The organism is Sphingomonas ginsenosidimutans (assembly GCF_002374835.1).
Lineage (GTDB): Bacteria > Pseudomonadota > Alphaproteobacteria > Sphingomonadales > Sphingomonadaceae > Sphingomonas > Sphingomonas ginsenosidimutans.
The window spans coordinates 1-24,803 of record NZ_NWVD01000014.1 but is presented as its reverse complement, the minus strand read 5'-3'; the positions used below and the strand labels follow the sequence as shown (position 1 = coordinate 24,803).

The following is a 24,803-nucleotide window of genomic DNA, read 5'->3' as shown; positions in this document are numbered from 1 at the left end:
GTGTTAAAGACGACATGATCGCAGCCCGGTGGTCCTGATCGATGTCCAGACGCTATTGGAAGAATGCGGCCCGGATCGGCAGCATCGCGGCACCGATCGCGGCGGCATCGCTGCCGATGGTCGAGGCGACCAGACGCGGTTCGGGTCGGTGATGGCCGCGGCGCGCCGGATTGGTGAACCGGATCCGGTCGATCATCCGTTCGGCGAGCGGCGGGGGCAGGCGGCCGCCCAGCACGATCATCTCCGGATCGAGCGCGCCGAACACGGCCGACACCACGAGGTTGAGCGAGGGGGCACACAGGTCGAGCCATTCCTCCACCGCCGGCTCGATCGGATCGAGGTCGCGCAGCATGACGCGAAGACTGTCATACACAAGCCCCCGGGTCGCCAGATGGCGGCGCAGATTTTCGAGGTTGGGCTGGTGCCAGCCTTCGGGCAGGACCGAGCCGAACTCACCCGCATTGCCGCTGGCCCCGCGCAGCGGCGCCCCGCGAGCGACGACACCGCCGCCGAAGCCGGCCGCGAAGTAGAGATAGGCGAAATCGGGGCAGGTGCGTCCCGCGCCCAGTATCGCTTCGCCGACCGCCGCGACATTGCCGTCATTGTCGACCCACACCGGACCGCCCAGCGCCTCGGCCAGCAGCGTGTCGAGGGGGAGCAGCGCCCAGGAATCGAGCGGGGTGGGCGGATTGAGCCGCGCGCCGTCGCCGATGAAATAGCCGGTGACGCCGCAACCGATGCCCAGCCGGCGCGCCGGATCCAGACCGGCTTCGGTAATCGCGTCGGCGATCATCGCAGCGATCTGTCGCGCGCCCGCCGCGAAATCGGACTGCTCCAATGGTGCTGAAGCGCGTGCGCGGATCGCACCGGCGAAATCGACCAGCACCAGGGTCACGGCATCGGTCATCACCGATATCCCGACCGAGAAGGTGGCATCGGGGTTGAGACGCAGCGGTGCGCCGGGCTTGCCGCGACCGGCGATTTCCGGCGTGCCTTCCATCACCAGCCCGCGGTCGAGCAGCGGCTCGATCAGCCGCCCCACCGAATGGGGGGCCAGCATGGTGACACGGGCGAGTTCGGCGCGCGAGGCGGCGCCGCGCCGCGACAGCAGCGACAGGACGACGCGCTCATTGGCGGTTGCGGTTCGCAGACCGTCGGCGCGCAGGAAACAGGAAGGGAAGGTGCCGGCGAAGCGATCGGTCATCGGCCTGTTGCGCCGTGCGTCAGCCGACTTGTCAAGGCGGCTACCAGCAGCAGCAGTGCGGCGAAGAGGCACCCGGCGGCCGTCCCGCCAGAGAGGATCATAAGCCCCGTGACCGTGAAACTGCTCTGCCCGGCAAGGGCCGCGGTCATCGCCAGTCCGGCAGCGCCCAGTGCCAGTTTGCTGACCATGGTGTAGCGGGCATAACCGCCGGCGCCCCGCGCCAGTCGCGGCAGGAGCGCCCAGCCGACGAGGTTGGTCACGCCCAGCATCGTGCCTAGCAGGAACGGCAGTGCCATTCCGCCGACCGCCAGCAGCGCCGGCCCGGCCAGCGCCGCGCCCGCATAGAGACCGGCGAGCAGCCGCAGTCCCTGTCGGGGGTCCGGCATCGCGAGCGGCACCAATGCGGTCACCGTGCGTCCGGCGGTGAGCAGGACCAGCATCGTCCCCGCGTCGGGGCTGACGGTCGTTGGCGGGAGATGCATGACGCCCTTGCCCAGTGCGGCCAGCGCAACGATCCCGGCGACGCTTCCGGCCAGGAACCGCCACGGCAATCCCGGCGCATCCTCCGCGTCGCCTCGCCCCGGGGGCGCCGGCATCCGGATCAGCAGCGGCAGCACCGCCGCGCCGCCGATTAGCGCCGCGACCGCGAGGCCACCCAGTAGCCAAGGGATCGACGCCCGATCGCCCAGCAGGTGCAACCCCGTCCCGACCAGTGCCGCCGCCGCGCCGCTGCCCAGCGTCCGCCCGCGCGACAGGCGCGTGGCCGCCGGCAGATCGGCGGCCAGCCGTGACAGGAGCGCATTGTGCGGCACGTCATAGGCGGCATAGCCGAGCCGAAACGCCAGCGTCGCGGTCAGCAGCGCGCTCCACCCGAACGGCGCGGCCAGCACGGTCAACGGAAAGGCGAGCGCCGCCACCAGCATGCCGCCGGCGGCAAGGCGCGGCGTGCCGCCGGGACGCCGGTCCAGCCACGCACCGACCGCGAAGTCCGCGCCGGCATTGGCGGCCAGCCCGATCAGGAACAGCCAGCCTGCCAGCGCCGGATCGACGCCATACAGGCTGACCAGTGCGTAGATGGTGACCAGATCGCTGGCCGTCCACAACAGGCTCTTGGCGACATGCGCGGCATAATAGGCGCCGTGCGCCCGCGCCGGTCTCATCGGACCCAGCGCACCTTGTAGAGATGGATGCCGTCCAGCGCGATCCGCCGCTGGTCGCTGCCATCGGCCGCCATCACGGTGAAGCCGCTCGCCCACCATTTCTCCTCGGCCTGAACCCAGGCGACGCGTCCGCCGGTCATGCTCACCGCCTTGACCCGCAGGGCCGGGTTGAGCGGCGCATAGGGGATGAAGCTGCCGTCATCAGGATCGAACCGCCATGCGCCGTCGTCGGTGGTCACATAATAGCGACCACCGCCCGCCGATGACAGGTCGTGTCCGTCGCGTCGCCCCGGCAGCGTCCAGCGCGCGGTTTCGATCAGCCGGGCGGCACGCCCTTTGCCGGTCAGGCGAAATGCCTGCACCAGGTCGTGCGACAGCGCGAACAACTGGTGCCGCTGCGCATCCCACACCACCCCATGTCCCGATGGCAGCGGCAGGGTCTGCACCACCTGCTCGCTGCGTTGCCGGTCGAATAGCTGCAGTCGGTCGCCCCGCGGCGCGATCGACAGCGCGACGGCGATTCGTCCGCCCGGCAACAAATCCGCCGAATGCGCCATTGGCACGCGCGCCCGGAACGTGACGCGCCCGCTCGCGCGATCGATCAGCACCGCGCCGCCGGTCGAGGCGGTGACGAGGATCGCGCGACCATCGTCGACGGGCTTGCACTCGTCGATATGGGCCATAAGCCGCGTGCGATAGTCGGCGGGCAAATCCTGCGCATCGCGGGCGGTCCATCGCCAGACCTCCACTGGCCCGTCGGGCGCGAGTCGCAGTTCGCGGACTTGATCGTCACCGCAGGCATAGGCCGCCGGATCGGAAACAGCGGCCAGAAAAAGTATCACCGATATCAACATCTTATCGCTCCCCGCACAGTCCTGCGCCCCGAAGCGGGCCGCCGCGTCACCTTTATGTCACTTATAGTCAATAAATGGCTTGTGCGTTTCAGGTCATCGGGGGTTCGACAATGAGGTGTTTTCGCAAGACATGGCGCATTACGCTGCTGGCCGGCGCGGTGCTGCCGGTTTCCGCCGTGGCGCAGCAGGCGCCGGCCGGCGGCGGCGACGGGGACGACATCGTCGTCACCGGCTATGCGCGGCAGAACGCGCAGGCCATCGCCGCCAAGCGCGACAACGACCGGATCGGCGAGTTCCTCGCCAGCGACGAGATCGGGCAGCAGCCCGACTACAACATCTCCGACAGCTTCCGCCGGCTGCCCGGCGTCACCACGGTCTTTGATGAGGACGAGGGCCGCTATGTCGGCATCCGCGGCATGAACCCCAACTTCACCGTCGGCACGCTCGATGGCGCGGTTCTGGCGACCGCCGAGCGGCAGAACCGGCAGCTCAACATGGAGGCGATCCCGACCACCGCGGTGGCGGGACTCGAAGTCATCAAGTCGCGCACTCCGGACGTGGAGGGCAATGCGATCGGCGGCATCGTCAACCTGCGCAGCCGCTCGGCGTTCGATCGCGGTATCCGCACCTTCGTCGGCAATGCCTTCATCGGCATGTCGGACAGCCGTGCGGTGCCCGGCAAGGGCTTCAACCGGCCGACCGACGACGGCCTCAACTATCGCGCCGACGCGACGCTCGCGACGCGGTTCGGAGTGGATGACAGCTGGGGTTTCGTGCTGACCGGCGCCTATAGCCGCAAGCGCCGCGACCAGGAGCGGCTGAACCCGACCGGCTACAGCCAAGTCAACGGCGTCACCGTCGCCAGCGGCATCATCTCGGCCGGCTATCCCAATACGGTCGACCGCTATGGCGGCACCGCCAAGCTCGAATGGCGGCCCGATCCGCGCGTGCAGGCGGAGGTATCGGGCACCTACTTCCAGCAGTCGGACAATGAACTGCGCCACCAGCAGCAGCTGACGCGCGGCACCGTCGACACGACCCGCACGACCGGTGGCACGGCACGGGTCGGCACCGCCGGCGGCTTCCTGCGGTTCAACGACTTCCCGCTGGAAAAGCCGCTCTACGTCGCGCAGGGCAAGGTGAAATGGACCGGCGAGGATGGCCACCACGCCGCCCTGCGCGGCAGCTGGTCGCGTGCGATCTTCCTCGAAGCGTCGAACCAGCTGCAGTTCAACCTGCCCACCAGCGCTGCCAACGCCTATACCCAGACGATGGCGAACGGCGTGCCGATCGCGGTACTCGACAATGTCGCGACCTTCACCAACCCGGCCAACTATACCTTCGCCTCCTACACGCCCTATCGCGACCGTTCGCTCGACCTGGTGCGTGAGGCGCAGTTCGACTGGGGCTATCGCGATACCGCACGGGATCGCGGCCTCGGCATCGGCGCCGGGCTGAAGTATCGCGCCGCTACGCGCGATTTCGACACGCGGCAGGCGGTGTGGGGGCTGGCCAGCGGCACGACGCTGAACGCCGCCAATCTCGTGCTGCCCGACCGCTGGTCGCCGCTCTACACCGGTGGGCAGAGCCGGCCGCAGCCGCTGCTCGATTTCGATGCGTTCAAGCGATACTTCGATCAGAATGCGGCGAGCTTCACGCTGAACGCCGCACAGACCGCGCTCAACGAGCGGCGCTCGGACTATATTGTCGGCGAAAAGGTGATGGCCGGCTATGTCCTGCTCCGCCACACAGGCGACCGCCACAGCCTGATTACCGGCATCCGCTACGAGGATACGGAGACGACGATCGACGGCTTCCGCGTCGCCGGCAGCACGCTGACCCCGCTAACGCGCGGTGCGAGCTATGGCAGCTGGCTGCCCTCCGCGACGTTCAACTACAACCTGTCCGATCCGCTGCGGCTACGGCTCGCCTATTACAAGGCGATCGGGCGCCCCAGCCCCAGCGACCTCGGCACCAACGAGACGCTGAACCAGACGACGCTGGTCCTGACGCGCGGCAACCCGGACCTGCGCCCGCGCGTCGCGCAGAATTTCGATGCGAGCCTCGAATATTACATGCCGGGGGATAGCGGGCTGATCTCGCTGGCAACCTTCTACAAGGACATTCGCGACGACATCTATTCGCAGGCGGCCGGCACGACGGTGATCGACGGCACCATCTATCAGGTCACGCAACCGCAGAACCTCGCCGGGTCGCGCGTGTTCGGCATCGAAGGTGCGCTGGTCGTCAACAAGCTGCGTTTCCTGCCCAGTCCGCTCGCCGATTTCGGCGTATCGCTCAACGCGACCTATCTAAACGGCAAGGCGCGCTTCCCGGGCGGCGGCAGCTTCGACCGCTTGACCCAGCAGCCCGTGTTTCAGGGCAATGCCGCCCTGTTCTACCAGCGCGACTGGCTGCAGGCGCGTGTCAGCTACGCCCATATCGGCCGGCAATATACCTCGATCAGCCCGACCACGCCGACCAGCAACCGCTATGATCAGCCGTTCGATCAGGTCGATCTGCAGACGCGCATGACGTTCGGCCCGATCCAGATCATCGGCGAGGTCCGCAACGCCACCGATGCGCATCGCGAGAATTTCGATGGGTTCGGCACCCGCGACCAGAATTTCTTCGGACGCCAGTTCTGGCTGGGCGCGGCGGTGAAGCTGTGAGTGCGCGGCTCGCGCTGCTCGCCCTGGCGGCGGCGTGGCAGGCACAAGCCGTCACGCCCGCGGACCGACCGCTGTTCGACGGCGTCACCTATCGACAGGAACGGCGCGGCGATCCCGCCGCCGACCCGATGGTGATCCATATCGTCACCCTCGACCTGACGCGTCCCGGCCTGCGGCTGGGCGTGACTCCGCCGGACCGGTCGCGGGGTATGGAATATGTCGCGCATACGGTGCGCGACGCGCTGATCGCCAACCATGCGCAGGTCGCGGTCAACGCCAGCTATTTCCTGCCGTTCTTCGGCGGATCGCCCAAGGGCGACGATTACTATCCGCACGCCGGCGAACCGGTGTCGGTGTCCGGCGCGGCGATGGGCGGCGGGCGGGTGGCGTCGCCGGTCGAAATCGACCAGGATCTGCGCGTCTCGGCGATCCTGTGCATCGGCCGCCGCACGGACATCCGCGCCGGACAGCGGTGCCCTGCCGGCACGCGCGATGCCATCGCCGCCGGCCCGCATCTGCTACAGGGCGGGCAGCCCGTCCCGCTCCACCGCGCGCTGATCGCGGAGGGCGGAAAGGGGCCGCGCACGGCGTTCGGACTGTCCACCGACCGGCGACGCGCCTGGATCCTCGTCGTCGACGGCCGCCAGAAGGGGTATAGCATGGGCGCGGACAACGGCACGCTGGTCGCGCTGTTCCGCGAACTGGGCGCGAGCGACGCCATGAGCTTCGATGGCGGCGGTTCATCGACCCTCGCCGTCGCCGAAGCGACCGGTCCCGTCGTCCTTAACCGGCCGATCCATACGGGCGTGCCGGGGCGAGAGCGACCGGTCGCCAACGAGTTGCTGGTCTTCGCCGCACCGCTTTCCGCAACGAAAAAATGATACGGTTCCCGAAAGGATCGCGGTTCGGAATACGATAGCCCCCGAGCACGCGTTCTCCAATCAGAGGCGCAAGGCTGTTCCCATACCGGTTACGCGCGGCACATTGACGAACGCGGTCAGGTTATTGCAGTCGATCGCGCCGATCACGTTCGAGGCCCGGGTTACGTTGTGCGCGGAGCCGAACAGGTCGACGTGAAACTCGACCGAATCATAGAGGAACAGGCTGAAGTCTGAGGTCCCGACCCACTCGGTCCGGGGCGTAGGGATGGTCGCCGCTGCCCATCGTCTTCCGACCGGACGATGCAGCGCGTTCAGTCAAACGCCGTGGTGCTCAACGAAAGTTGCCGCACCGCATCCGGCAGATCGGCTACCGAATCGATCACGACGTGGGCGCCCGCCGCTCGCAACGTCTCGGCCGAATTCCTGATGCGTCGGGCGCGTTCGGCCGTCGGTAACGCCGCCAGTTCCGCGGCGGCCAGTCCGACGCCGTTGCCGCTGGCGGCGATCCCGATGGTCCAGACCCCCGCCGCGCGACCCTCGGCGATACCGACCGGGGCATCGTCGACCTTGAGACAGGCTTCGACGGGCCACGCGCCCAGCTCGACCAGGTTCTTCCAGAGCATCAGCGGGGAGGGGCGTCCCTCTGTCGTTTCCCCGGCACAGACGACGCGGTCGGGACGATAGCCCTGTGCGGCGGCGAGCGGCAGGATGTCGGCCATCATCGGGCGGGTATAGCCGGTGCAGGATCCCACCGCGACGCCGGCTGCCTGCAGCCGGCACGCAATATCCGCCGCGCCTGGGATCAGCGTGGCGCAGTCACGCGCGGCCTCGCGCATCATCGGATCGATCGCCGCGAACACGCGGTCGCCATCGGCATCGCCCGGCGCGGTGCCGTGCCGGACCGCCCAAGCGCGCGCGATGCGCGGCTGGCGGAGCAACGCGGCGATATGATCGCGCTTCGCCCGGCCCATGTCGGCGCGCGCCTCGGCTTCGTCGATCGGCACGCCGACGGCGGCGAAGGCGCGGCACAGCGCGACGACCGGCGCGCGGCTGCCGAAATCGATCATCGTGCCGGCCCAGTCGAACACCACGGCTTTCAGTTGCATCATGCGATTCCTATCCATTCGTCGATCACACGTTCGGCAAGCGCGAAGGCGGTCGAGGCACCGGTTCCGCTGGTCACGACCACCAGCCTGACATCGGGGGCAGGCGCGGCGATCAGATGATGGCGGGCGCCCCACGCATAGGTTCCGGTCCAGCGCTCGATCACCGGCGGCGGCGTGCCCAGGCACTCGGCATAGGCGGCGAGGATGCGCGCCTCCACGGCGGCGGGGGCGAAGGGCGGGGGTGTCGCGGCATAATGATGGCTGTCCCCGACGATCAATGAGCCATCCGCGCTCTGGACGACGATGAGGTGCACGCCATCGGCCAGCATCTCCGCCGCCTCCACCTCCAGCCGCGCGCGCAGCGCCGCCGCTTCGGGCAGGTCGGCATAGCCGGCATAGCGGACCATGCTGAGATCGCCCATCACCGGCGCGGCGATCCGCCAGCCGGGCGGTGCCAGCCGCAGCATCTGCAACGTGCAGCGCGTGATGCCGGCCGCCGCATAGACATCGGGAAACAGCGTCGCCCAGTCGTCGCCCGGACAAAGGACGATGCGGTCCGCCGCGACCGCGCCTTCGGCGGTGTCTAGCCGTCCCTGCGCCACCGCATGGACGGCGGTGCCATAGGCGAAGGTCACGCCATGCGCTTCCCGCAGCCAGGCGGCGAGGCGGGGGATCGCCAGGCGCGATTCGATCCGCAGGTCGTGCGGACTCCAAAGGGCGGCGCGCATGTCGGCGACCATCGGCCAGTCGCGCGCGAGATCGCGGGGTGACAGGCGACGGCATCCGCTGCCCATGTCGGTGGCGAGGAAGGCGTCGAGGACCGCTTCCGCCTCCGGTCGGCGTGCGGTGAGCAGCAGCCCGCGTTGCTCGATCGGGATCGCTGCCGCTTCGGCGACCTCCGCCCAGACCGTGGCGCTGCGGCGCGCCAGTTGCCAGACGTCGCCCGCCGCCTGCCCCGTGACCGTGACGAAGCCGAAGTTGCGGATCGACGCGCCATTGGCGGCGGCATCGCGATCGATCACGACGACCCGCTGACCGCGCCGGGCAGCGGCCAGTGCATGTGCCAGCCCGACGATGCCCGCACCGACGACCGCCAGATCATATCGTTGCATGGCGTCGTCCTTCCAGCGGCGCGGAGAGGAAGCGCAGCGCCGACAATCCGGTCAGTACCAGCACGATGAACGCGGTCGCATAGCTGCAGCGTTCGAAGAAGCCGAGCCATTCGAGATGCGGCGCGGCGATGCTGCGCGCGAGCAGCAGCGCGACGCTGCCCGCATAGCCCGACGAATCGGCGATGTAGATCAGGAAGCCTGCATTGGCCGCCGTGCCGATCGCCGCGATCATCCGGTCGAAGAGCATCGCGTTGAACGGGGTGTAGGCGAGATACAGCCCCGCGCCCGTCAGGGTCATCCATGCCAGTGGCGACAGCATCCCGGCCTGGAAGGCTAGCGTCGCCGTGCCGAGGATCACCGCGCCGGCGGCGATCAGCGCGTGCATCGCCAGCAGCGCGCGGCGATTGTCGCGCACCAGCATCAGTGCCCCCAGCACCCCCAGCGTCACCACCGCCACCGGCAGCTCGCTGAGCGTGAACAAGGTCGCCTGCCCGCCGCGTCCCAGCGCGGCCCAGATCTCCGCGGAAAAATTGTCCCGCACGTCGCGCATCGCGGTCAGCAGCGTATAGGCGAGCACCAGCATCGTCAGCGTCCCGCCGTGCGCCCGCCAGAAGGCCGCCCGTCCCGCCGCCGGCATCGGCACGCGCTCCACCCGTTCGGCGCGGTCGCGCGCATCGGGCGGCGGCAGCCGCTCCAGCTGCCAGAGCGCGATCAGCAGCAGCGGGGTGAAGGCCAGACCGGTCGCCGCCGGCATCCACCATTCGGACACGCCGGCCGCCATCAGCAGGGTCGCGGCCGATTTGACCACCCCCGACGACAGGATGAAGCTGGCGCACAGCATCGCGCCGAGCAATTCGGAGGCGCGTCGCCCCTCGACATAGCCGAACACCAGTCCCCAGATCAGTCCCAGCGGCAGGCCGTTTAGGAACAGGCACACGACGTTCCAGGGGGCCGGGATCAGGGCGAACAGGACGAGCGCGATCCACGAGGCGGCGATCAGCGCGAGGATCAGCCGCGCCCGCGCCTCCCGCCCCGCCTCTGCGATCACGCGCACGCCAATCAGCTTCGACAGGGCGTAGCCCAAAACCTGCGCGATGAGCAGCGCGGTCTTGTAGTCGATCGCGCCATGCCAGCCCGCGACGTCGATATAGGTCGCCGCCGCAAAGGGTTTGCGAAAGGCGTACATCGCGAAATAGACCGCGAACGCCGCCAGTCCGCCCAGCGCCAGCGACAGGCGCGAGGTCTGGCTATCGTCGCCGGGGCGGCTCACCACGGACGCTCCGCCAGGGCGGACGTTTGCGCCGCGCATATCGCGGGGTCGGGTGGGGCGGCCCGTCGGCGCAGGCGGGCGAGTTCGGCCCGCGCCAGCGCCATGTCGCGGCGGAATGCGGCGCTCGCATGGAGCGCGGCATAGGCCGTGGCACCGGCGAGATAGCCTGCCTGTACGGCGCTCAGCGAATGCGATCCGCACACGGCGCGGCTTTCGCCGTAGGCGCGTCCCCGCGCCAGGATCGCGCCGGCGCGATCGGGCAGCAGTTCGGCGAGGATCAGCGCCTCCAGCCAGCCCGCCGCCGTGTGACCGGAAGGGTAATCGCCGTTGCCGGCCAGATGCGCGGTCTTCGCCTCACAGATCGGTGCATCCGGTTCGTCGAGATACGGCCGGCGCACCTGATAGGTGCGCTTGACCGGGTCGACGACCGGCGCGGCGCTCGCGCGGTCGAGCAGGCGAGCGGTGACGGGCGCGGTGCGCGCATCGACCCGCAGGCTCATCGCGCAGCCATAACGATCCAGCGGTTCGTTGGTCACGTCGTCGGTCGCGATCCGCCAGCGCGGCGAACCGGCCAGCGACCGCGTCTCGCGGAAGATCTGCCGATCGAGCTGCGCGGCCGGGCTGCCTGAAGCCGGCGGGGGCGGCAGGACCGCCATGCCATCGGGGAATTGGTCCCTGTCGAGATAGCGTCCCGGCTGGGGCGGCGCGGCACTGGCGGTCAGCAACGCCAGCGTGGCGAGCGACGCCCGCCGGATCATGCCGTCACCTGCATCGCACCGATGCCGGGATCGGTGCGCCCCGTGCGGCCGGTCTCGACCTTGCCCGCAACGCGGTACAGATAGCCGGTATCGCCGTCGCGCGTCAGGGTCAGGTCGTACCAGTGGTCGCTGGCGGTCAGCGGCCAGACGATGCGCCGTTCGGCGCCGGGCGGCACGATGATCGCGCGCTTTCGTGCACCGGTGACGGGATAACGCGCGTCCATCGCGACCTGCATCGCGGCCGGTGCGGCGTCGGGATTGCGGATGGTCAGCGCGAGTCCGTCACGGTGCGGCGCGACGTCGACGATCGGTGACGCGGCGGCCTCCACCCCCGCCGCGATCCGGCGCCAGAAGCCGTTCGGCCCGCGCACGGTCAGGTCATAGCCGGTCGCGACGGTGCCGAATCCCGTCGTCGCGTGGCGGGCGCCCGCGCCGATGGTGAAATGCCATGGCTCCTCGCGATCGTGATTGTCGTGGACGGTGAAGGTCGCGCCGACGGAGCCTCTGTTCACGAACTCCAACCGAACTTCCCCCTGCGGTGTGGCGGCGGCGATCAGATCGACGGCATAGGGCAGCGGGCGATGGCTGCGCTGGCCCGGCAGCGGGGTAGCGGCGATCTGTCGCGCCGGGATCGTGTTGGCGGTGCCGGCCAGCGAACGCGCGATCCGTTCCTGCACGTCGCCGGTCGGCGGCAGCGGACGGGGCGGTGGTCCGGCCGGCGCGGCGAAGTCGAACGCGCTGGTCAGGTCGCCGCAGACCGATCGGCGCCACGCGCTGATGTTCGGCTCGGCGACACCGAACCGCCGCTCCATGAAGCGCAGGATCGACGTGTGATCGAACAGCTGCGAACAGACGTGCCCGCCGCTCGTCCAGGGCGATACGATGATCGTGGGCACGCGGATGCCCAGCCCGATCGGATGCGCCTCGCCCCCGGCGAGATCGGTGCCACGATAATCCTTCGCCTCGCCGACGGTGGAGACGGTCGAATGGCCGCGATAACGCCCGATCGGCGGCACCGGCGGCGGCATGTGATCGAACAGCCCGCCGGCCTCGTCGTAGGTAAGGATAAAGACGGTCTTCGCGAACGTCTCGGGGTGATCGATTAGCGCCTCGATCAGCCGGGCTGTCAGATGCTCGCCGCGCGCCGGCTCGGCGGTGGGATGTTCGGATAAGGCGGCGGCGGACACGATCCACGAGATCTGCGGCAGCGCCCCCGCTGCCACGTCGCGCCGGAACGCCGCGACCAGCTGATCGCCGTCCGAGCGTGTGCGATCGGGGCCGCTCTCATGCTCGCTGACCCAGGTCCGCCCGCGCCGGTACAGCTCGGACCGGGGATCGCACGGGCGGAACGCGGGGAAGACCGACAGCAGGTTGTCGCCGAAATTGTCGTATTCCTGATAGACTTTCCAGCCGATCCCCGCCGCCTGCAGCCGCTCCGCATAGCTGGTCCAGCGATAGGCGTCGGCGCGCAGCGGCTTGTCGGTCGCCATGTCGGCGCTGGGCGTTTCGTCCTCGCCGTAATTGTGCATCTCCGGGTCGCCACCCACCGTCCCGCCGCCGTTGCACCCGCTGAACAGGTGCAGCCGGTTCGGATAAGTCTGCGTCATCGTCGAACAATGATAGGCGTCGCAGACCGTGAAGGCGTCGGCGAGCGCGTAATAGAAAGGGAGATCGCCCGGCCCGTAATGCAGCATCCGGTTGTGGAGTTCACCGCTGTGTCCCCAACGGCCGAAGCGCCCGCGATCGAAGATGTGCATATTCTCGACATGTGACTGGTCGGCGCCGTCGACCGCGAACGAGCGCGTGGTACGCGAATCGCCATGATAGGGCAGGACATGGCCGTCGGGATGTTCGGCCGAGGGTTGCGCGAAGACGCTGCGCCCGCCCGCCAGCCGCAGCGGACGCGGATCGCCGAATCCGCGCACGCCGTTCAGCATGCCCAGATAATGATCGAACGCCCGGTTCTCCTGCATATGCACGACGATGTGCTGCACGTCCTCGATCGTGCCGGTACGGCGTGCCGCCGGGATATCGCGCGCGCGTGCCACCAGCGAGGGCCACAGGCTCGCCATGCCCAGGCCGCCGGCCCATTTCAGAAGATCGCGCCGGTCGGTCGCGCCCATCATTCAGACTCCCAGAAAACGCCTGTGCTTTTTGGTATAGTCCAGTTATGACGTTTTGACGACGGCTGGGTCGGGGAGGCGATCATTCCGCCAGATGGCCCTCAGACATCGGCGCATGACGGAGGCAGAATGTTATACCCCGATTCGATGGTGGCGGAGATCTTCGCCACGTTCGCCCGGCACGGCGCAGAGAGTTACGGCGAAAACGTCACGCAGATCGACCACGCGCTGCAATGCGCGCAATTGGCGGTGGACCACGACTGCGCCGACACGTTGGTCGCCGCCGCCCTGCTCCACGATATCGGGCGACTGCTGGAACCCGCCGGAAACGACGGCGAACATTACGGCATCGACGCCCGGCACGAAGATATCGGCGCACGGGCCTTGGCGACCTGCTTCCCCCCGACCGTCACAGAGCCGATCCGGCTGCATGTTGCCGCCAAGCGCTATCTGTGTGCGGTCGACGCCGGTTATCGCGCGACGCTCAGCGACGCCTCGCTGTCGAGCCTCGCGGTACAGGGCGGCGCCATGACCGATGAGGAAGTCGTGCGATTTCGCGCCGAACCCTTCTTCGCGGAGGCGATCCTGCTGCGCCGCTTCGACGATTGGGGGAAGCGTACCGGCTGCCCTGTCGCCGCCCTCGAATCCTATCGCCCGCTACTCGACGCCCTGATTTCGACAAAAGTCCGACATGAATAAAGAGGGTTGCTCGGAATCATCTCCAGAAGGTGCGACTGTCGCCAACCTGTAATCATAATTGGACTATACCAGTTTTCAGCGAGGGCATGTCGCTGCTGTTCTTGCTGCGGGTATGATCAGCCATGACGCATTCAACGTCGGCGGCAGCTGCACCGGCTGTCATCGGCGCGCGTCCCCGCTCGTCCCAGCGACAGGATCGGAGCGCCGCCGTGACGGCGTGGGGGAAGTCATGCAGCAATTCACACGTTTGAAGCGGATGCGCGTCGTGGTTCTGGGCGGCACGATATTGGCGATGCTGGCACCGGCCATCGCCCATGCCGAGGATACCGAAGGTCAAGACATCGTCGTCAACGGCCAGCGGCTCAGCGCCCAGAGGGCACTGGAGGCGAAGAAATCCGCGGTGTCCGTGGTCGAGGTCATCAGCGCCGACGATCTCGGCAAGATTCCCGATGCCACCGTCGCCGACGCGCTGGCCCGCGTCCCGGGCGTCAGCGTGATCGTGAATCAGGAAACCGGCGAAGGCCAGTATGTCACGGTTCGCGGCCTTTCCGGCACCTATAACGCAACCTTCATCAACGGCGTTCGCGTGGCGCAGACCGATCCGGGCAGCCGCGACGTGTCGCTGAACCTGCTGCCGCCCTACGGTCTCGCCGAAATCCGCGTTACCAAGACGCTGACCCCCGATCAGGATGGCGATGCGATCGGGGGCACGATCAACTTCCGCACGCCGACCGCGTTCGACTTCAAGGATGCCAAGGTGATGCGTGCCTGGCTGAGCGGCGGGTTCAACAGCAATGCGCGGAGCGCCGGCGAGAAGGCCGCGCTGTACCAGGGCCAGTTCGATATCGGCGGGCGCTTCGCCGACGATCGCTTCGGCATTTTCCTGTCGGCCAATTACGGTGTTTCAAACGGCAACAGCCAGGAAACCGAGAATGACGGCGAGTGGGAGCCGTATATCTGGCGCAAGAATTCCACGGAGACGATCTCGCAGGACAATATGCACCTGCCGGGCATCGACCTTGACTATCGACGCTTCGAGCAGACCCGCTGGGGCGGGAACCTGTCGTTCGACTATCATGGCGAGACGACACAGCTCTATCTGCGCGGCCAATACGCCCGCGCGGACAAGGTCGGGACGAACGATTACACCGACTATCGCAACCGCAAGAGCGCGCGGCTGACCCAGGTGGACCCCGAAAATACCAGCTTACGCCAGCCCGAGGACATGATTACCGGGCACGATGCCAAACTTGGCAACATCTATGGCTATACGACGGGGCAGATCGTCGATGCCGATGGCGATGGCCGGATCACCGACGCCGATCGCAAGTCGCAGCAATATTGGTCGCTCAACGGGCGGTCGGGCGTGTGGGATCCGAAGATCTTCCAGTTCGCGCGCAGCTTCGAAACGCAGGACGTGCGTCAGCAACTGGCGACCGTCCAGATCGGCGGCAACAGCGCGTTCGGCCGGCTGAAGCTCACCTACGACCTCAGCTACAGCTTCGGCGATCAGATACAGCCCGGCTCGTACAGCGTCGGCTACAATTGCGACGCCTGCACCTATCCGCTGAACGCCACGGGTCTCGACTGGGTGTCGCACGATCCGCGCTTCCCGCATCCGGGAATGCCGGCCTATGCGGTCAACGTCGAACGCGACCCCTCGCTGCTCCCCTTCGACAGCGCGAGCCTGAGCCGCTGGAAGCAGAGCGACGACCGCTGGGCCGGGAAGGTCGACGCGCGTTACGATCTCGGCGGGCTGATCGATCATCTCCAGGTCGGCGCGAAGTGGATGCGTTCGTCGCGCAGCTACGATTCGACGCCGGTCTGGGAAGGTGATTTCTCCGGTACTCCGCTCGACGGCAAGTCGCTGGCGGCGTCGGGGCTGATCCAGAAGGAGGTGCGCAGCATTCTCCACGGCGAATATTATTACGGTGCGGTGATGGGCCGTCAGGCGGTCATTTCCGCGATTACCGCCGCCATCGCCGCGCAGCCCGGCAATCGCGTTACGGGGACCGCGCTGCTGCGTGACGACAAGAACGCGCGCGAGACCATCTATGCCGGCTATGCGCTGGCCAATTTGAAGATCGGCGACATCGGGGTCGTCGCCGGCGCGCGCGTCGAGCACCGCGACACCTACAATCGCTTCTGGTCCGACGATGGCGCGGCCAGCGGCTTCGACAGCACGTCGCGCGGCTATACGCTGCTGTTGCCCAGCGTCACCGCCAATTGGCGCCCCGACGGGCAGCATGTCGTCCGCGCCGCCGTATGGACCGGCTATTCGCCGCCCGAATATGGCAACCTGTCGTCAGGCCAGTCGATCACGCGCGACCCCGCGACGCGGGAGGTGGTGTCGATCAGCCGCGGCAATCCGGACCTGAAGCCGGCCCGCTCGACCAATCTGGACCTGTCGGCGGAATGGTATCCCGATGCGGCGAGCATGGTATCGGCCGCCACCTTCTACAAGCATATCGATCATTTCATCTTCACCAACGGCAACCAGATCAACGCCGACACCCGACAGGGCACGATCGAGGTCACCCAGCCGCAGAACGGCAAGACCGCCGATCTCTATGGTATCGAACTGAACGTCATCAAGCAGTTGCGCGGACTGGCCCCGCCGTTCGACGGCTTCGGGCTGGAGGGCAATGTCACGGTGCAGCACAGCGCCGCCGACAGCGGCCAGGCGTATCGCGAAGGGCGCAAGATGCGCTTCGTGAACACGCCGCACCTGCTCTACAATGCGGCGATCACCTATCAGAACGACGTCGTACAGATGAAGCTGTCGTATAATTATCGCGGGAAATATATCGAGGATCTGCGCGACAACGCCGTAGACAAATGGGTCCAGCACAATCGCAGCGTCGATTTCCACTCCCGCGTCACGCTGTCGTCGCGGGTCGCGGTCGATTTCGATGTGGCGAACCTGCTCAACGACTGGCGCTATTACACGACCAAGGGCGACAATCCGAGCTATCAGAAGGATTATATGGAGCCGGGCCGCACCTTCCTGTTGCGGACCAGCGTGGTCTTTTGATCCCGACCGCCCGTTCGGGGCGGAGGGTTGAGCATCGCCGCAATGCGGCCTAGCAGCGGTGCCATCGTTCGCAGAGGTCGCACATCGTCGATGCCATCGGGACTGACATTGCCGGGCGGCCGTGGGGGGGAAGACGGCCGCCCGCATTACCTCGCGCTGCGCGACCAGATCGCCAGCGCGATCGCGATGGGAAAGCTGGCCGCCGGCGCCCGCCTGCCGTCGGAACGCCAGTTGCAGACCGACACCGGAACCGCACGCGGCACGATCCGCGAGGCGCTGTTCCAGCTTGAGGCGGAGGGGCTGATCTACCGCCGCGACCGCAGCGGCTGGTACGTCTCGCCGCCAGCGATCACTTATGATCCGACGCGCTGGACCGGTTTCATGTCCTATGTCATCGACCAGCAGCGCACACCCTCGACCGAATTGCTATCGATCGAGAGTGTGGCGGCACCGATGGGCGTGGCGGACGTCTTTCGTGTCGTTCCCGGTACGCCGCTACATCATCTCACCCGCCGACGCTCGATCGACGGTCGAGCTGTCCTGATCGAACGAATCGTCGTCGATCCGGCGCTTGCCCCGGGACTGGAGCAGCATGATCTCGGCGGCTCGCTCACTCGCATTCTCGGCACGGAATATGCGCTGAAAGTGGTGCGCAACCGCGTCGATATGCGTCCATGTGCGCTCACGACGTCCATCGCCGACATGCTGAACGTCAAGCCGGGCACCCCCGGATTGCTGGTCGTGCGGACCAGCTTTGATGCCGAGGGACGTGTCATCGAATACGATCACGAATATTGGCGTCACGACGCGATCAGGGTTCATGTCGATCTCGACATTCGATCCTGATGCCGCGGAATTCCCCGCCGCGCGCCATCCACGAAGACGACGCTCCCGGACGCAGCTATTGTCGGCCTGATTGCCTGACAAGGCCGACCGAGGCGAGACTGCCCACGTCGTTACCTTCGGGTTGAAAATGGCGCGCCGCGCCGAGTGATGATGAGAACTATGTCTACGCCATAGCCCTCCCCTAAGCAATTCGCCAACGCTTCGCGTTCCGCCGCCGACCGAGCTCTTGCGCGACTATTTTTTGCTCGGATCGGTGGCGGCCTTCGCGGCCTGAGCTCCTGGCTCCGCCGGCGCAGCCGAAACGGAACCTTGGATTTCTGGTTTAGGCGATGAAGTCGATTTTTCAGCTTCTCCAGCGGAGTCGAGCCCTGGAGACATAAAGTCCAGGTCAAACGCCTGCCGGCTCATGACGCTGGTATAAAGATCCAATAGCGCAGCGGCATAAGGCATGCGGACGCGTCCGCAACGCCGGAGCCGCCATGTTGCCCGCTTGGGCCTGTTGATCGACTCCCCGTTGATCTTCTGCTTGGACGCATCCTCGAAAACTGGGGAGTGAATATATTTGAAGGCATCGGCCGTCGCAAAGGTGAGCTGTAAACCAACCGAGACTTGCCCGACTGCCGGCCTCACGCTTGCATCACCAAGCGCATCGGTCGCGAGCTTAGTGCGATCTTCGTAGAATTTCTGCTGAGCGACAAGGAGACCTGCGGGAGCTATATGGCCGTCATCAATCCGCACTCGCCCGTCTGATCGGAAGGATGCGAGATCGAGTATCGACAGGCGGGCGATGCTCGCGTTTCGGAAATCGCAAGCCCATTGCTCGCCGCCGAGGGTGAAGGGCAGTAGCGGCTCTTTGGCGCTAGGCTCCCCCTTCACAGGCATTGCTTTGGTCTTTAGCGGGATGAGAAAAGCAGTATCTTGGGCGCGTCGCTTTTCTTCAGGACGGAGTGAAATGTCACAGGGTTGTCCGAGTAAGACGAATTTCTGCTTGCTGCCTTTTGTTGACGCCTCGTCGCTGTCAACTTCAAACACGTCCCCGCACGCGATGGGAGTCAACGCCTTGTTGAGGAAAACGTCGGATTCCCAAACCTCAGCCTCACGGAATGCGGCCAGGTGTGGCTCGGGCTCGGAAGCGCGCTTCTGAAGGGGGATGGCACGCAAGGCACGAAGGCGTTGGACGTTGATCTGGACTTGCTCGTCTCCACCGAAGAAGGCACGAGCTTCTTTGCCGATATGCGCCGCGATCGCCCGCTCTACAACATGCAGTTCCGACACGCCTTCCTTGTAACCGCGCTCGAAAACGTGGGCCTCAAGTTGTTCAGGCGGAATAGTGAGCAAGCTCAAGGCGGCGCTATCGATCGCCGATTGCAAGGTCTCCCTTGCTCGATGCAAGACTTGGTGCATGCTCCGTCGGAGGCCGGCCCGCTTCACCCCAACCTTTAGCGCCTCCGCCATCCCTTCGTCATCTTCCGCTTTGTCGGAGAGACGTTCCTTCGCGATGACGCAGACAGGTAAGCCGAGACCACCAAGGTCCTGGAGTTGCGCGCGCAATTCTTCCTCGGTCTTTGCTTCTCCGCTCACGTCAGTTTCGTGAGTGAGGATGAAGGCGGTCCCCTGCGAGTTTTCGGCCCATAGGACCTTTAGCATATCTAAACCGCGCGTGGGCGATCCGCCGGACTCGTTTAGGTCGACGACGTAGCTGGTTTCGGCATCGCCTGCCGCACATAGACCCGGTAAATCTTGGTCCGCCTTTTCAAACGTCCATTTGTCGTTTTCCGTCACACCCATTAACTGGCAGGCTTTGGCAATAGCATCGGCCGAGAGTTCGTTGGTCGGAAAATCCTTCTCTGCCTTCTCCTTTGCAAAGAAGGTGGCGCGAATCTCTTCCATTCGCTCGCCACCAAGGTCCGTCAAGATTTGGGTGATCGTTTGCACCGCGCCGGCTGCGTCGAACTCGTAACCGGCGAGTGCGTCCTCCAACTCGGCTATTTCGCAAGCCTGCGCGATTTCGAGACTGTTAGTCAGCAAGACAGCAAGCTGAGCAGGCGTCGTATTGAAGCGGTCATCAATCCAAATGACCCGCTTCGCGCCCAGGATTTCCAGTGCTTGAGAGACCTGCATCGTCATGCGCGTACCACCAGAGGGCGAAGGTTTACAGCAAAGCGATAGAGCCGTCCGTCCTCGTTTCGGTCAGGAAGGAGCGAGATTTCACAGCCATCGGCGCGGAGTAGCTCGGTCACGATGAAAAGCCCTAATCCCTGGCCAGTGTCGCGCTCCGGCTTGGCGGTGACGAAGATTTCGAACAGTGACGACTCATAGTCTGGATCGACGCCTGGTCCGCTATCCGCGACGATGAAGCCGCCGGCCGTCAAGTGCACCATGATTTCTTTTGGACGCTTAACTTGACCTGTTACCTCGCCCCGACGTAGCCAATAAGCGCTGTTTCGGACGAGATTGTCGAACACCTGCGTGAGGCGCGGGCGGTTCGCTCTGACTGTCGTCCCAGTTCCCGTGATCCGAATAGCGATGCCGGCACGCTCATATATAGAGCTGCGACCCTTGAAAAAGTCCTCGACGAAAGCTCGTAGGGCTATCGTCTCCTTTACGGATCGCGAGCGCGGCAGCATGGGATCGATCAGTGCCGCAGCACTTGAAATTGCAGTGCATGAAGCGCGGATCGCCCGCAGATGGGGCAGGAATGCGCTTGCCCCTGCCTTGGAAGCTTGTTCGATAGCTGAGGTCCGCTGACGAATTTCGGTCAGGTGGGTTCGGAGTTCGTGAGCGAGACCGCGAGCGCTCAAGCCCACTGCGGCGCTTTCGAATAGAGCAATGGTTTGCTCGTCCTTTTCATCGAACTCTTGGCGCAAGCGGACGAGGTTTGCACCGGCACGGGCACCATCAGTGAGTTTAATTTGCACGCTGTGCATGGCCGCAACTGCCCGATTGGCCACAATTAGCGCCCGGCCGGCCGCCTCAGCGTTTGCGCCCCCCACAGCCGCTTCTCGCTCGAGGCGATCTAGATCGGCTTGGAGTTCAGCAGCAATTCGTCCCGCGTCGTCGCGCGCATGCTCAGTGGATTTTATTCCACTTTCTAGTGCGTCAAAGGTGTTGACTGGCGACCCATCATTGCCCGTTACCTCTCCCGAACTCAAAAGGCGCTTATAATAGTCATCGAGTGCTCGTCGCACTTGTTCGAGGCTTTCGTTCGCGAAACTTCGGCAGTATTTCGCTACTTGCATAAAGCCTCGATAGGCAGCATCCTCGACGAAGCCTTCTCGGTCTGATTTCTCAACCAGCTTGTAGTTCTGCTCGCCGGTTAGCGCGAAGTAGCCAACGGTATTGTCGACGCGCATCCCGTAGGTGCTGCCGGAGGTCATCGACTGGGATAGGCCGAGCCAGTCTCCCTGCGATCGAACACGGAAGCCGTCGCGAAGGATGGAAATTCCAGTCATATCTTTGAGCAATTGGCGGTCGATGCCGATGCCCGCAGCAGCCGGCGCATCGATGTCAGCAATGTCGCCGTCCTCGGGTCCTAATTTGTCCAGATGGAAAAAGTAGAACGCACCTGAAAACGGGCCGGGGTCTACGAGCGCGGCGCCCGTGTCGAGCTGCATGTCCGACCATTGATATGTGCGCTTGAGTTCCACGAACCATGCGCCGTCAAGATCAATATGTTTCTCACGGTAGGGTTTGAGCCGCCCATAGGACTTCAAAGCTTCGGCGAAGCCGGCACCGCGATCCCGGCCAAATACCGCAGCAGTGCGCTCCCGGTTCTTGCGGCTGCGCTCTGAGGTAAAAAGGCTCTTTCTGAAACGGGCTGTCGCTACGAGGATGCGCTTTGCGGAGTCAGCTTCGTCGTCCTTCCACTCAAATATGAACTCGGCCACTGCCCGCTTCAGAAGCTCATCTGTGACTGAAATTAGCGATTGATCATGACCATCCAACGTAATGCCGACTGGAAAAGTCGACGTGGCTTCGAACGGTGAAATTAGTCGCGCCAGGCTGCGGGTAATTTCGACAATACGATCTTTGCGGCGCCACTCTGGAAGGTCTCGTAGACCAAAGACCGAAACTCTAGTGCCCTTGAAACGCTCATCGTTCGGCAGAGAGTCCATAAACACCGGAATCTGATCGACCGTTCGCGCTGCTTCGCAGTCAGCCCACCGAAACTCGGCGACCGCCAACGGTGCGGCCGTTGAAGTCGCAGTCTCAATTCGGAGAATATCCCCAAGTTTCATAGAGCCAAGACGGCCGAGGCCCTTGTCGCCAAGCGGGGTGCGGCCTTTCTTAGTTTTGCTTTTCTGGCTCCCGGCAGCGCTACGCTTGCTGGAGCGGCTGATGACAAGCCAAGAACTCCGTAGTTGTGCCGGATCAAGGCCGTCGCCCTTGTCCTCGATAGTAATGCGCCCCGTATAGTTCAACCTCCGGATGATCTCGGCATCGCCAGTGTCGGGACGAGCTGCGAGCAGTTGGCCATCCTTGCCGAGCATCTCGACCGTAACAGTCTCGCTGGGGCTATTGAAGCCCCAATACTTGTCGACTGTACCAATCTCTAGTTTTGATCCGGCTTCGCGCGTGTCAATGTCGATCTTGCATCCTGGGGCGTCCGCGTCGTAGGCGTTCTTGACGCATTCGAGGATTGCCTGCTCGACGTCCGTGACCAACTCGCTGCCGAGTTGGACCAAAACGTGAGCGCCGACCTTCAGTTCGGCTTCCTGATCGGGCTCTACAGCCATCAACTGAACTCGACGACTGTGGTAGTTTCGGTAGTGATCATAACACCCTGAGAATTGCGAGACGGCATGCGCTTACTTGGAAGCTCACGACGCAGGGCTGCAATTGGCTTACCGCCCAGTCCGGCGACTATATCCTTGCAAATCGCGTCAAACGGCACGGTCAGGCCGGCCGCCGTTCGATTCCCTGTGGTTAACACCCAATGCGCCGTTCCAGATGAACTCGCTCGCATATGGGTCAGGGCATCGGTGAAGTCACTTATAAAGCTCGACACTTTGCGAACGGCGCGCTTGCGGTCTGTGCGCTCGGCTTCCCGAACGAATGCGTCGAAGTGTGGGGATGCGGCTCTCACACAGGCCTCCTTTTCTTCGGCACCGCGAACGGTCCCGCCGAGGCTAACGGAATCGAGTGCGTTTGTATTGGCCATCAACTTGTAAGTGCCAGCGCCAGGCAGGTCTTCTTGAGGAATCCACCGCATAGCTAGGTAGGAAAACTGGCCATAAGGGATCGTCGTCTGGTTATCGCCATAGGGCGGCGACGTAACTAGCAACTGATGGTCTGTTTCTGGCCAATCAAGAGCGGCCTTCCTTGCATCGTCGCATATGATCCGAACCGAAGGTCGTTTATCCCCCCGCGCATCAATCAACGCTCGATATTCTCTAACCCGCATGAGAGATTGACGCAGATTGGTCTCAAACGTCTGGAGCACACGATCAGCACCAACTCGATCACCCAGAGCGCGGATGTGAAGTTTGTAAGTGCTAGTCCGGCTATTTGAGCAAAGTCGCACGGTCTCGGCAAAGACCGTCCACATGACCTTCCGCGCTCCTTTGTCCCCCACTTGGATAATTGCCCGGCGCAACGTAGAGAACTTTACTGCGCTCTCGTCGTCAAACCATTTTGCTCTTCCAGGAAATTCAACTTCGATCGACTCGCACACGTCGCGCCGGAGCGTCGATAGGACGATCTGTGCGGCACCCTCAACGTCTGCACCTGCATCAATCGCTGCCTTAGCTTCACAAACAAGCGCGGCGAGCGGATTTATATCCACTCCAGTAAAATCCAGATCGCGCACCAAGGCTTCTGTCATAACCGTGCCGGACCCGACGAACGGGTCCAGAACTCTACAAGCTCCTGGCTTGTGATCGAGGATGACATCGATGATGTCGCCTTGCATGCAAGGAACCATCATTGCCGGATAGCGAAGGAGTCCATGCAAATTGGGCCGGGCGTGGGCACCCGTCACACGCCAAGCCTTCGGAGGCTCCGCTTCAAGTGCAAGTAGCCGTTGCCGTAACGTTGTTATGGTCATCGCTTCTTCGCTCCCCGACGTCCAGCAATTTCGTCGTCGGTGACGGGAACCCCAACCTCTCGCAAAGCCTCAAGCACGAGCGCGCGGCGAGTGCGTCCTGTTTCCACGGATTTTAGGTCGAGCGCATGTTTGACACGCTTTGGCACAGTGACCTGCAACGGCACTTCAGGTTCACCGTCAGACATGGCGTCCTGTACCTTGCCAGGTCTTTTAGACATCCCAAAGCCCCTCCCGCCAAGGCTTTGCGCCTAATGAATTCATCAAATCAATAAGACATTAAATCATGATTGTCAATTTGACTATGGGTTGGGCGTTGTTCGGGCGCTCAGGTCGAGAATCAGGATGGGCGGCCTTCGGGCTTGGTGGACTTGGGCATCGTGCTCCTGCTTCACTGCCGGCAATCACCTTCACTCATGCCACACCGATTGCTTGGGGGCGCTGCCCCCGGGCGCGGCGCAAGGGGTCGCTGACGCTCGGGCGGGACGGTATCCCCGGCCTTCCTACACGTCGTTCCTCCGTTCCGTGCAGGCCGGGTGATCCCCCTCCGTCCCGCCCGCCCTTGCGCCTTACACCCCCCGGTCTCGCCGACGGGCAGGGGTTCAGGAGCGGCGCTTCGCTGCTCTGAACCCCAAGCTCCGAGGAACAGAGAGATGACCGACGCAGCCGAAAGCAACCCCCGCATCTACGTTGCCTGCCTTGCCGCCTACAACAACGGCTATCTGCATGGTGCCTGGATCGACGCGGATCAGGATACCGACGAGATCAGGGCCGAGGTTGCCGCCATGCTCTTGAGCTGCCCCCTTCTGAGTGGTCCATCGACTATGACAGTCTGGACCAAGGAAGGGACAACGAATGCCAGCGAAGAAGCACAAGCCGGAGGAGATCATCGGCAAGCTGCGTGAGGCGGAGATCATGCTGGGCCAGGGCGGCACGACTGCTGAGGCATGCCGGCGCATCGCAGTCAGCGAGCAGACGTATTACCGCTGGCGCAAGGAATATGGCGGCCTGAAGACGGATCAGGCGCGTCGGATGAAGGAT

At 64.7% G+C, this 24,803-nt stretch carries 18 protein-coding genes; 7 read left to right on the top strand and 11 right to left on the bottom strand.

Features of this window, described 5'->3' with window-relative positions; all coding sequences use genetic code 11:
- Positions 1–52: 52 nt before the first annotated feature.
- The 3 genes from COA17_RS17245 to COA17_RS17235 are packed head-to-tail and all read right to left on the bottom strand — an operon-like array spanning position 53 to position 3,218.
- The gene (locus COA17_RS17245) at positions 53–1,204 is read right to left on the bottom strand and encodes an ROK family transcriptional regulator (RefSeq protein ID WP_096614057.1); all 1,152 of its coding nucleotides are present in this window, start codon (positions 1,202–1,204) and stop codon (positions 53–55) included.
- Entirely contained in the window at positions 1,201–2,364 is a 1,164-nt protein-coding gene (locus COA17_RS17240; protein WP_096614055.1) for an MFS transporter, read from the bottom strand. Before COA17_RS17240 ends, COA17_RS17245 begins: the two co-directional genes overlap by 4 nt.
- Positions 2,361–3,218, bottom strand: coding sequence for a DUF6528 family protein (locus COA17_RS17235; RefSeq protein WP_096614053.1), 858 nt, complete (start codon positions 3,216–3,218; stop codon positions 2,361–2,363). The genes COA17_RS17240 and COA17_RS17235 overlap by 4 nt, the downstream gene beginning before the upstream one ends.
- A gap of 110 nt (positions 3,219–3,328) precedes the next feature.
- On the opposite strand from COA17_RS17235, the gene COA17_RS17230 reads away from it, so the two are divergent.
- A complete protein-coding gene (locus COA17_RS17230) occupies positions 3,329–5,890 on the top strand; it encodes a TonB-dependent receptor (protein WP_176484949.1) in 2,562 nt (853 codons plus the stop codon).
- Complete coding sequence (locus COA17_RS17225) at positions 5,887–6,771, top strand: phosphodiester glycosidase family protein (RefSeq protein ID WP_096614049.1); 885 nt, start codon at positions 5,887–5,889, stop codon at positions 6,769–6,771. Before COA17_RS17230 ends, COA17_RS17225 begins: the two co-directional genes overlap by 4 nt.
- Positions 6,772–7,082: 311 nt before the next feature.
- Here COA17_RS17225 and phnX read toward each other — a convergent pair whose 3' ends face one another.
- From phnX to COA17_RS17200, 5 genes are read right to left on the bottom strand one after another with little or no spacing between them, the layout of a single operon-like run.
- On the bottom strand, positions 7,083–7,877 hold the full coding sequence (phnX, locus tag COA17_RS17220) for a phosphonoacetaldehyde hydrolase (RefSeq protein WP_245857920.1): 795 nt from the start codon (positions 7,875–7,877) through the stop codon (positions 7,083–7,085).
- Positions 7,877–8,989: a TIGR03364 family FAD-dependent oxidoreductase gene (locus COA17_RS17215; RefSeq protein WP_096614045.1), complete on the bottom strand. Its 1,113-nt coding sequence runs from the start codon at positions 8,987–8,989 to the stop codon at positions 7,877–7,879. The genes phnX and COA17_RS17215 overlap by 1 nt, the downstream gene beginning before the upstream one ends.
- On the bottom strand, positions 8,976–10,259 hold the full coding sequence (locus tag COA17_RS17210; protein ID WP_217991022.1) for a DUF5690 family protein: 1,284 nt from the start codon (positions 10,257–10,259) through the stop codon (positions 8,976–8,978). The genes COA17_RS17215 and COA17_RS17210 overlap by 14 nt, the downstream gene beginning before the upstream one ends.
- Entirely contained in the window at positions 10,256–11,017 is a 762-nt protein-coding gene (locus COA17_RS17205; RefSeq protein WP_096614041.1) for a phosphatase PAP2 family protein, read from the bottom strand. Before COA17_RS17205 ends, COA17_RS17210 begins: the two co-directional genes overlap by 4 nt.
- Positions 11,014–13,143 (bottom strand): phosphocholine-specific phospholipase C, encoded by a 2,130-nt coding sequence (locus tag COA17_RS17200; RefSeq protein ID WP_245857919.1) that lies wholly within the window; start codon positions 13,141–13,143, stop codon positions 11,014–11,016. Before COA17_RS17200 ends, COA17_RS17205 begins: the two co-directional genes overlap by 4 nt.
- A 144-nt stretch (positions 13,144–13,287) precedes the next feature.
- Between COA17_RS17200 and COA17_RS17195 the strand changes: the two genes are divergently transcribed.
- The 3 genes from COA17_RS17195 (at position 13,288) to COA17_RS17185 (ending at position 17,719) form a co-directional block, all read left to right on the top strand.
- Positions 13,288–13,839 carry an HD domain-containing protein gene (locus tag COA17_RS17195; RefSeq protein ID WP_245857918.1) on the top strand — a complete coding sequence of 184 codons (552 nt, stop codon included), beginning with the start codon at positions 13,288–13,290 and terminating at the stop codon, positions 13,837–13,839.
- Positions 13,840–14,068: 229 nt separating this feature from the next.
- On the top strand, positions 14,069–16,873 hold the full coding sequence (locus COA17_RS17190) for a TonB-dependent receptor (RefSeq protein WP_096614036.1): 2,805 nt from the start codon (positions 14,069–14,071) through the stop codon (positions 16,871–16,873).
- A gap of 27 nt (positions 16,874–16,900) precedes the next feature.
- Entirely contained in the window at positions 16,901–17,719 is an 819-nt protein-coding gene (locus tag COA17_RS17185; RefSeq protein WP_245857916.1) for a UTRA domain-containing protein, read from the top strand.
- A gap of 234 nt (positions 17,720–17,953) precedes the next feature.
- Here COA17_RS17185 and COA17_RS17180 read toward each other — a convergent pair whose 3' ends face one another.
- From COA17_RS17180 to COA17_RS19145, 3 genes are read right to left on the bottom strand one after another with little or no spacing between them, the layout of a single operon-like run.
- Positions 17,954–19,846, bottom strand: coding sequence for a hypothetical protein (locus COA17_RS17180; protein WP_096614032.1), 1,893 nt, complete (start codon positions 19,844–19,846; stop codon positions 17,954–17,956).
- Positions 19,843–22,455 (bottom strand): sensor histidine kinase, encoded by a 2,613-nt coding sequence (locus COA17_RS17175; RefSeq protein WP_096614030.1) that lies wholly within the window; start codon positions 22,453–22,455, stop codon positions 19,843–19,845. The genes COA17_RS17180 and COA17_RS17175 overlap by 4 nt, the downstream gene beginning before the upstream one ends.
- A complete protein-coding gene (locus COA17_RS19145) occupies positions 22,455–23,630 on the bottom strand; it encodes a TRM11 family methyltransferase (RefSeq protein ID WP_141397126.1) in 1,176 nt (391 codons plus the stop codon). Before COA17_RS19145 ends, COA17_RS17175 begins: the two co-directional genes overlap by 1 nt.
- Positions 23,631–24,415: 785 nt before the next feature.
- Between COA17_RS19145 and COA17_RS19965 the strand changes: the two genes are divergently transcribed.
- Positions 24,416–24,667 carry an antirestriction protein ArdA gene (locus COA17_RS19965; RefSeq protein ID WP_096614028.1) on the top strand — a complete coding sequence of 84 codons (252 nt, stop codon included), beginning with the start codon at positions 24,416–24,418 and terminating at the stop codon, positions 24,665–24,667.
- The coding region (locus tag COA17_RS17165; protein ID WP_141397088.1) for a transposase at positions 24,618–24,803 on the top strand (186 nt) is incomplete at its 3' end. The genes COA17_RS19965 and COA17_RS17165, both read left to right, overlap by 50 nt.

Coding starts and splice junctions, on each gene's coding strand:
- COA17_RS17205 (WP_096614041.1), bottom strand. CDS start 11,017: ATGATCCGGCGGGCGTCGCTCGCCACGCTGGCGTTGCTGACCGCCAGT.
- COA17_RS17200 (WP_245857919.1), bottom strand. CDS start 13,143: ATGATGGGCGCGACCGACCGGCGCGATCTTCTGAAATGGGCCGGCGGC.
- phnX (WP_245857920.1), bottom strand. CDS start 7,877: ATGCAACTGAAAGCCGTGGTGTTCGACTGGGCCGGCACGATGATCGAT.
- COA17_RS17180 (WP_096614032.1), bottom strand. CDS start 19,846: ATGACGATGCAGGTCTCTCAAGCACTGGAAATCCTGGGCGCGAAGCGG.
- COA17_RS17195 (WP_245857918.1), top strand. CDS start 13,288: ATGGTGGCGGAGATCTTCGCCACGTTCGCCCGGCACGGCGCAGAGAGT.
- COA17_RS17240 (WP_096614055.1), bottom strand. CDS start 2,364: ATGAGACCGGCGCGGGCGCACGGCGCCTATTATGCCGCGCATGTCGCC.
- COA17_RS17175 (WP_096614030.1), bottom strand. CDS start 22,455: ATGGCTGTAGAGCCCGATCAGGAAGCCGAACTGAAGGTCGGCGCTCAC.
- COA17_RS17245 (WP_096614057.1), bottom strand. CDS start 1,204: ATGACCGATCGCTTCGCCGGCACCTTCCCTTCCTGTTTCCTGCGCGCC.
- COA17_RS17235 (WP_096614053.1), bottom strand. CDS start 3,218: ATGTTGATATCGGTGATACTTTTTCTGGCCGCTGTTTCCGATCCGGCG.
- COA17_RS19965 (WP_096614028.1), top strand. CDS start 24,416: ATGACCGACGCAGCCGAAAGCAACCCCCGCATCTACGTTGCCTGCCTT.
- COA17_RS19145 (WP_141397126.1), bottom strand. CDS start 23,630: ATGCAAGGCGACATCATCGATGTCATCCTCGATCACAAGCCAGGAGCT.
- COA17_RS17230 (WP_176484949.1), top strand. CDS start 3,329: ATGAGGTGTTTTCGCAAGACATGGCGCATTACGCTGCTGGCCGGCGCG.
- COA17_RS17190 (WP_096614036.1), top strand. CDS start 14,069: ATGCAGCAATTCACACGTTTGAAGCGGATGCGCGTCGTGGTTCTGGGC.
- COA17_RS17215 (WP_096614045.1), bottom strand. CDS start 8,989: ATGCAACGATATGATCTGGCGGTCGTCGGTGCGGGCATCGTCGGGCTG.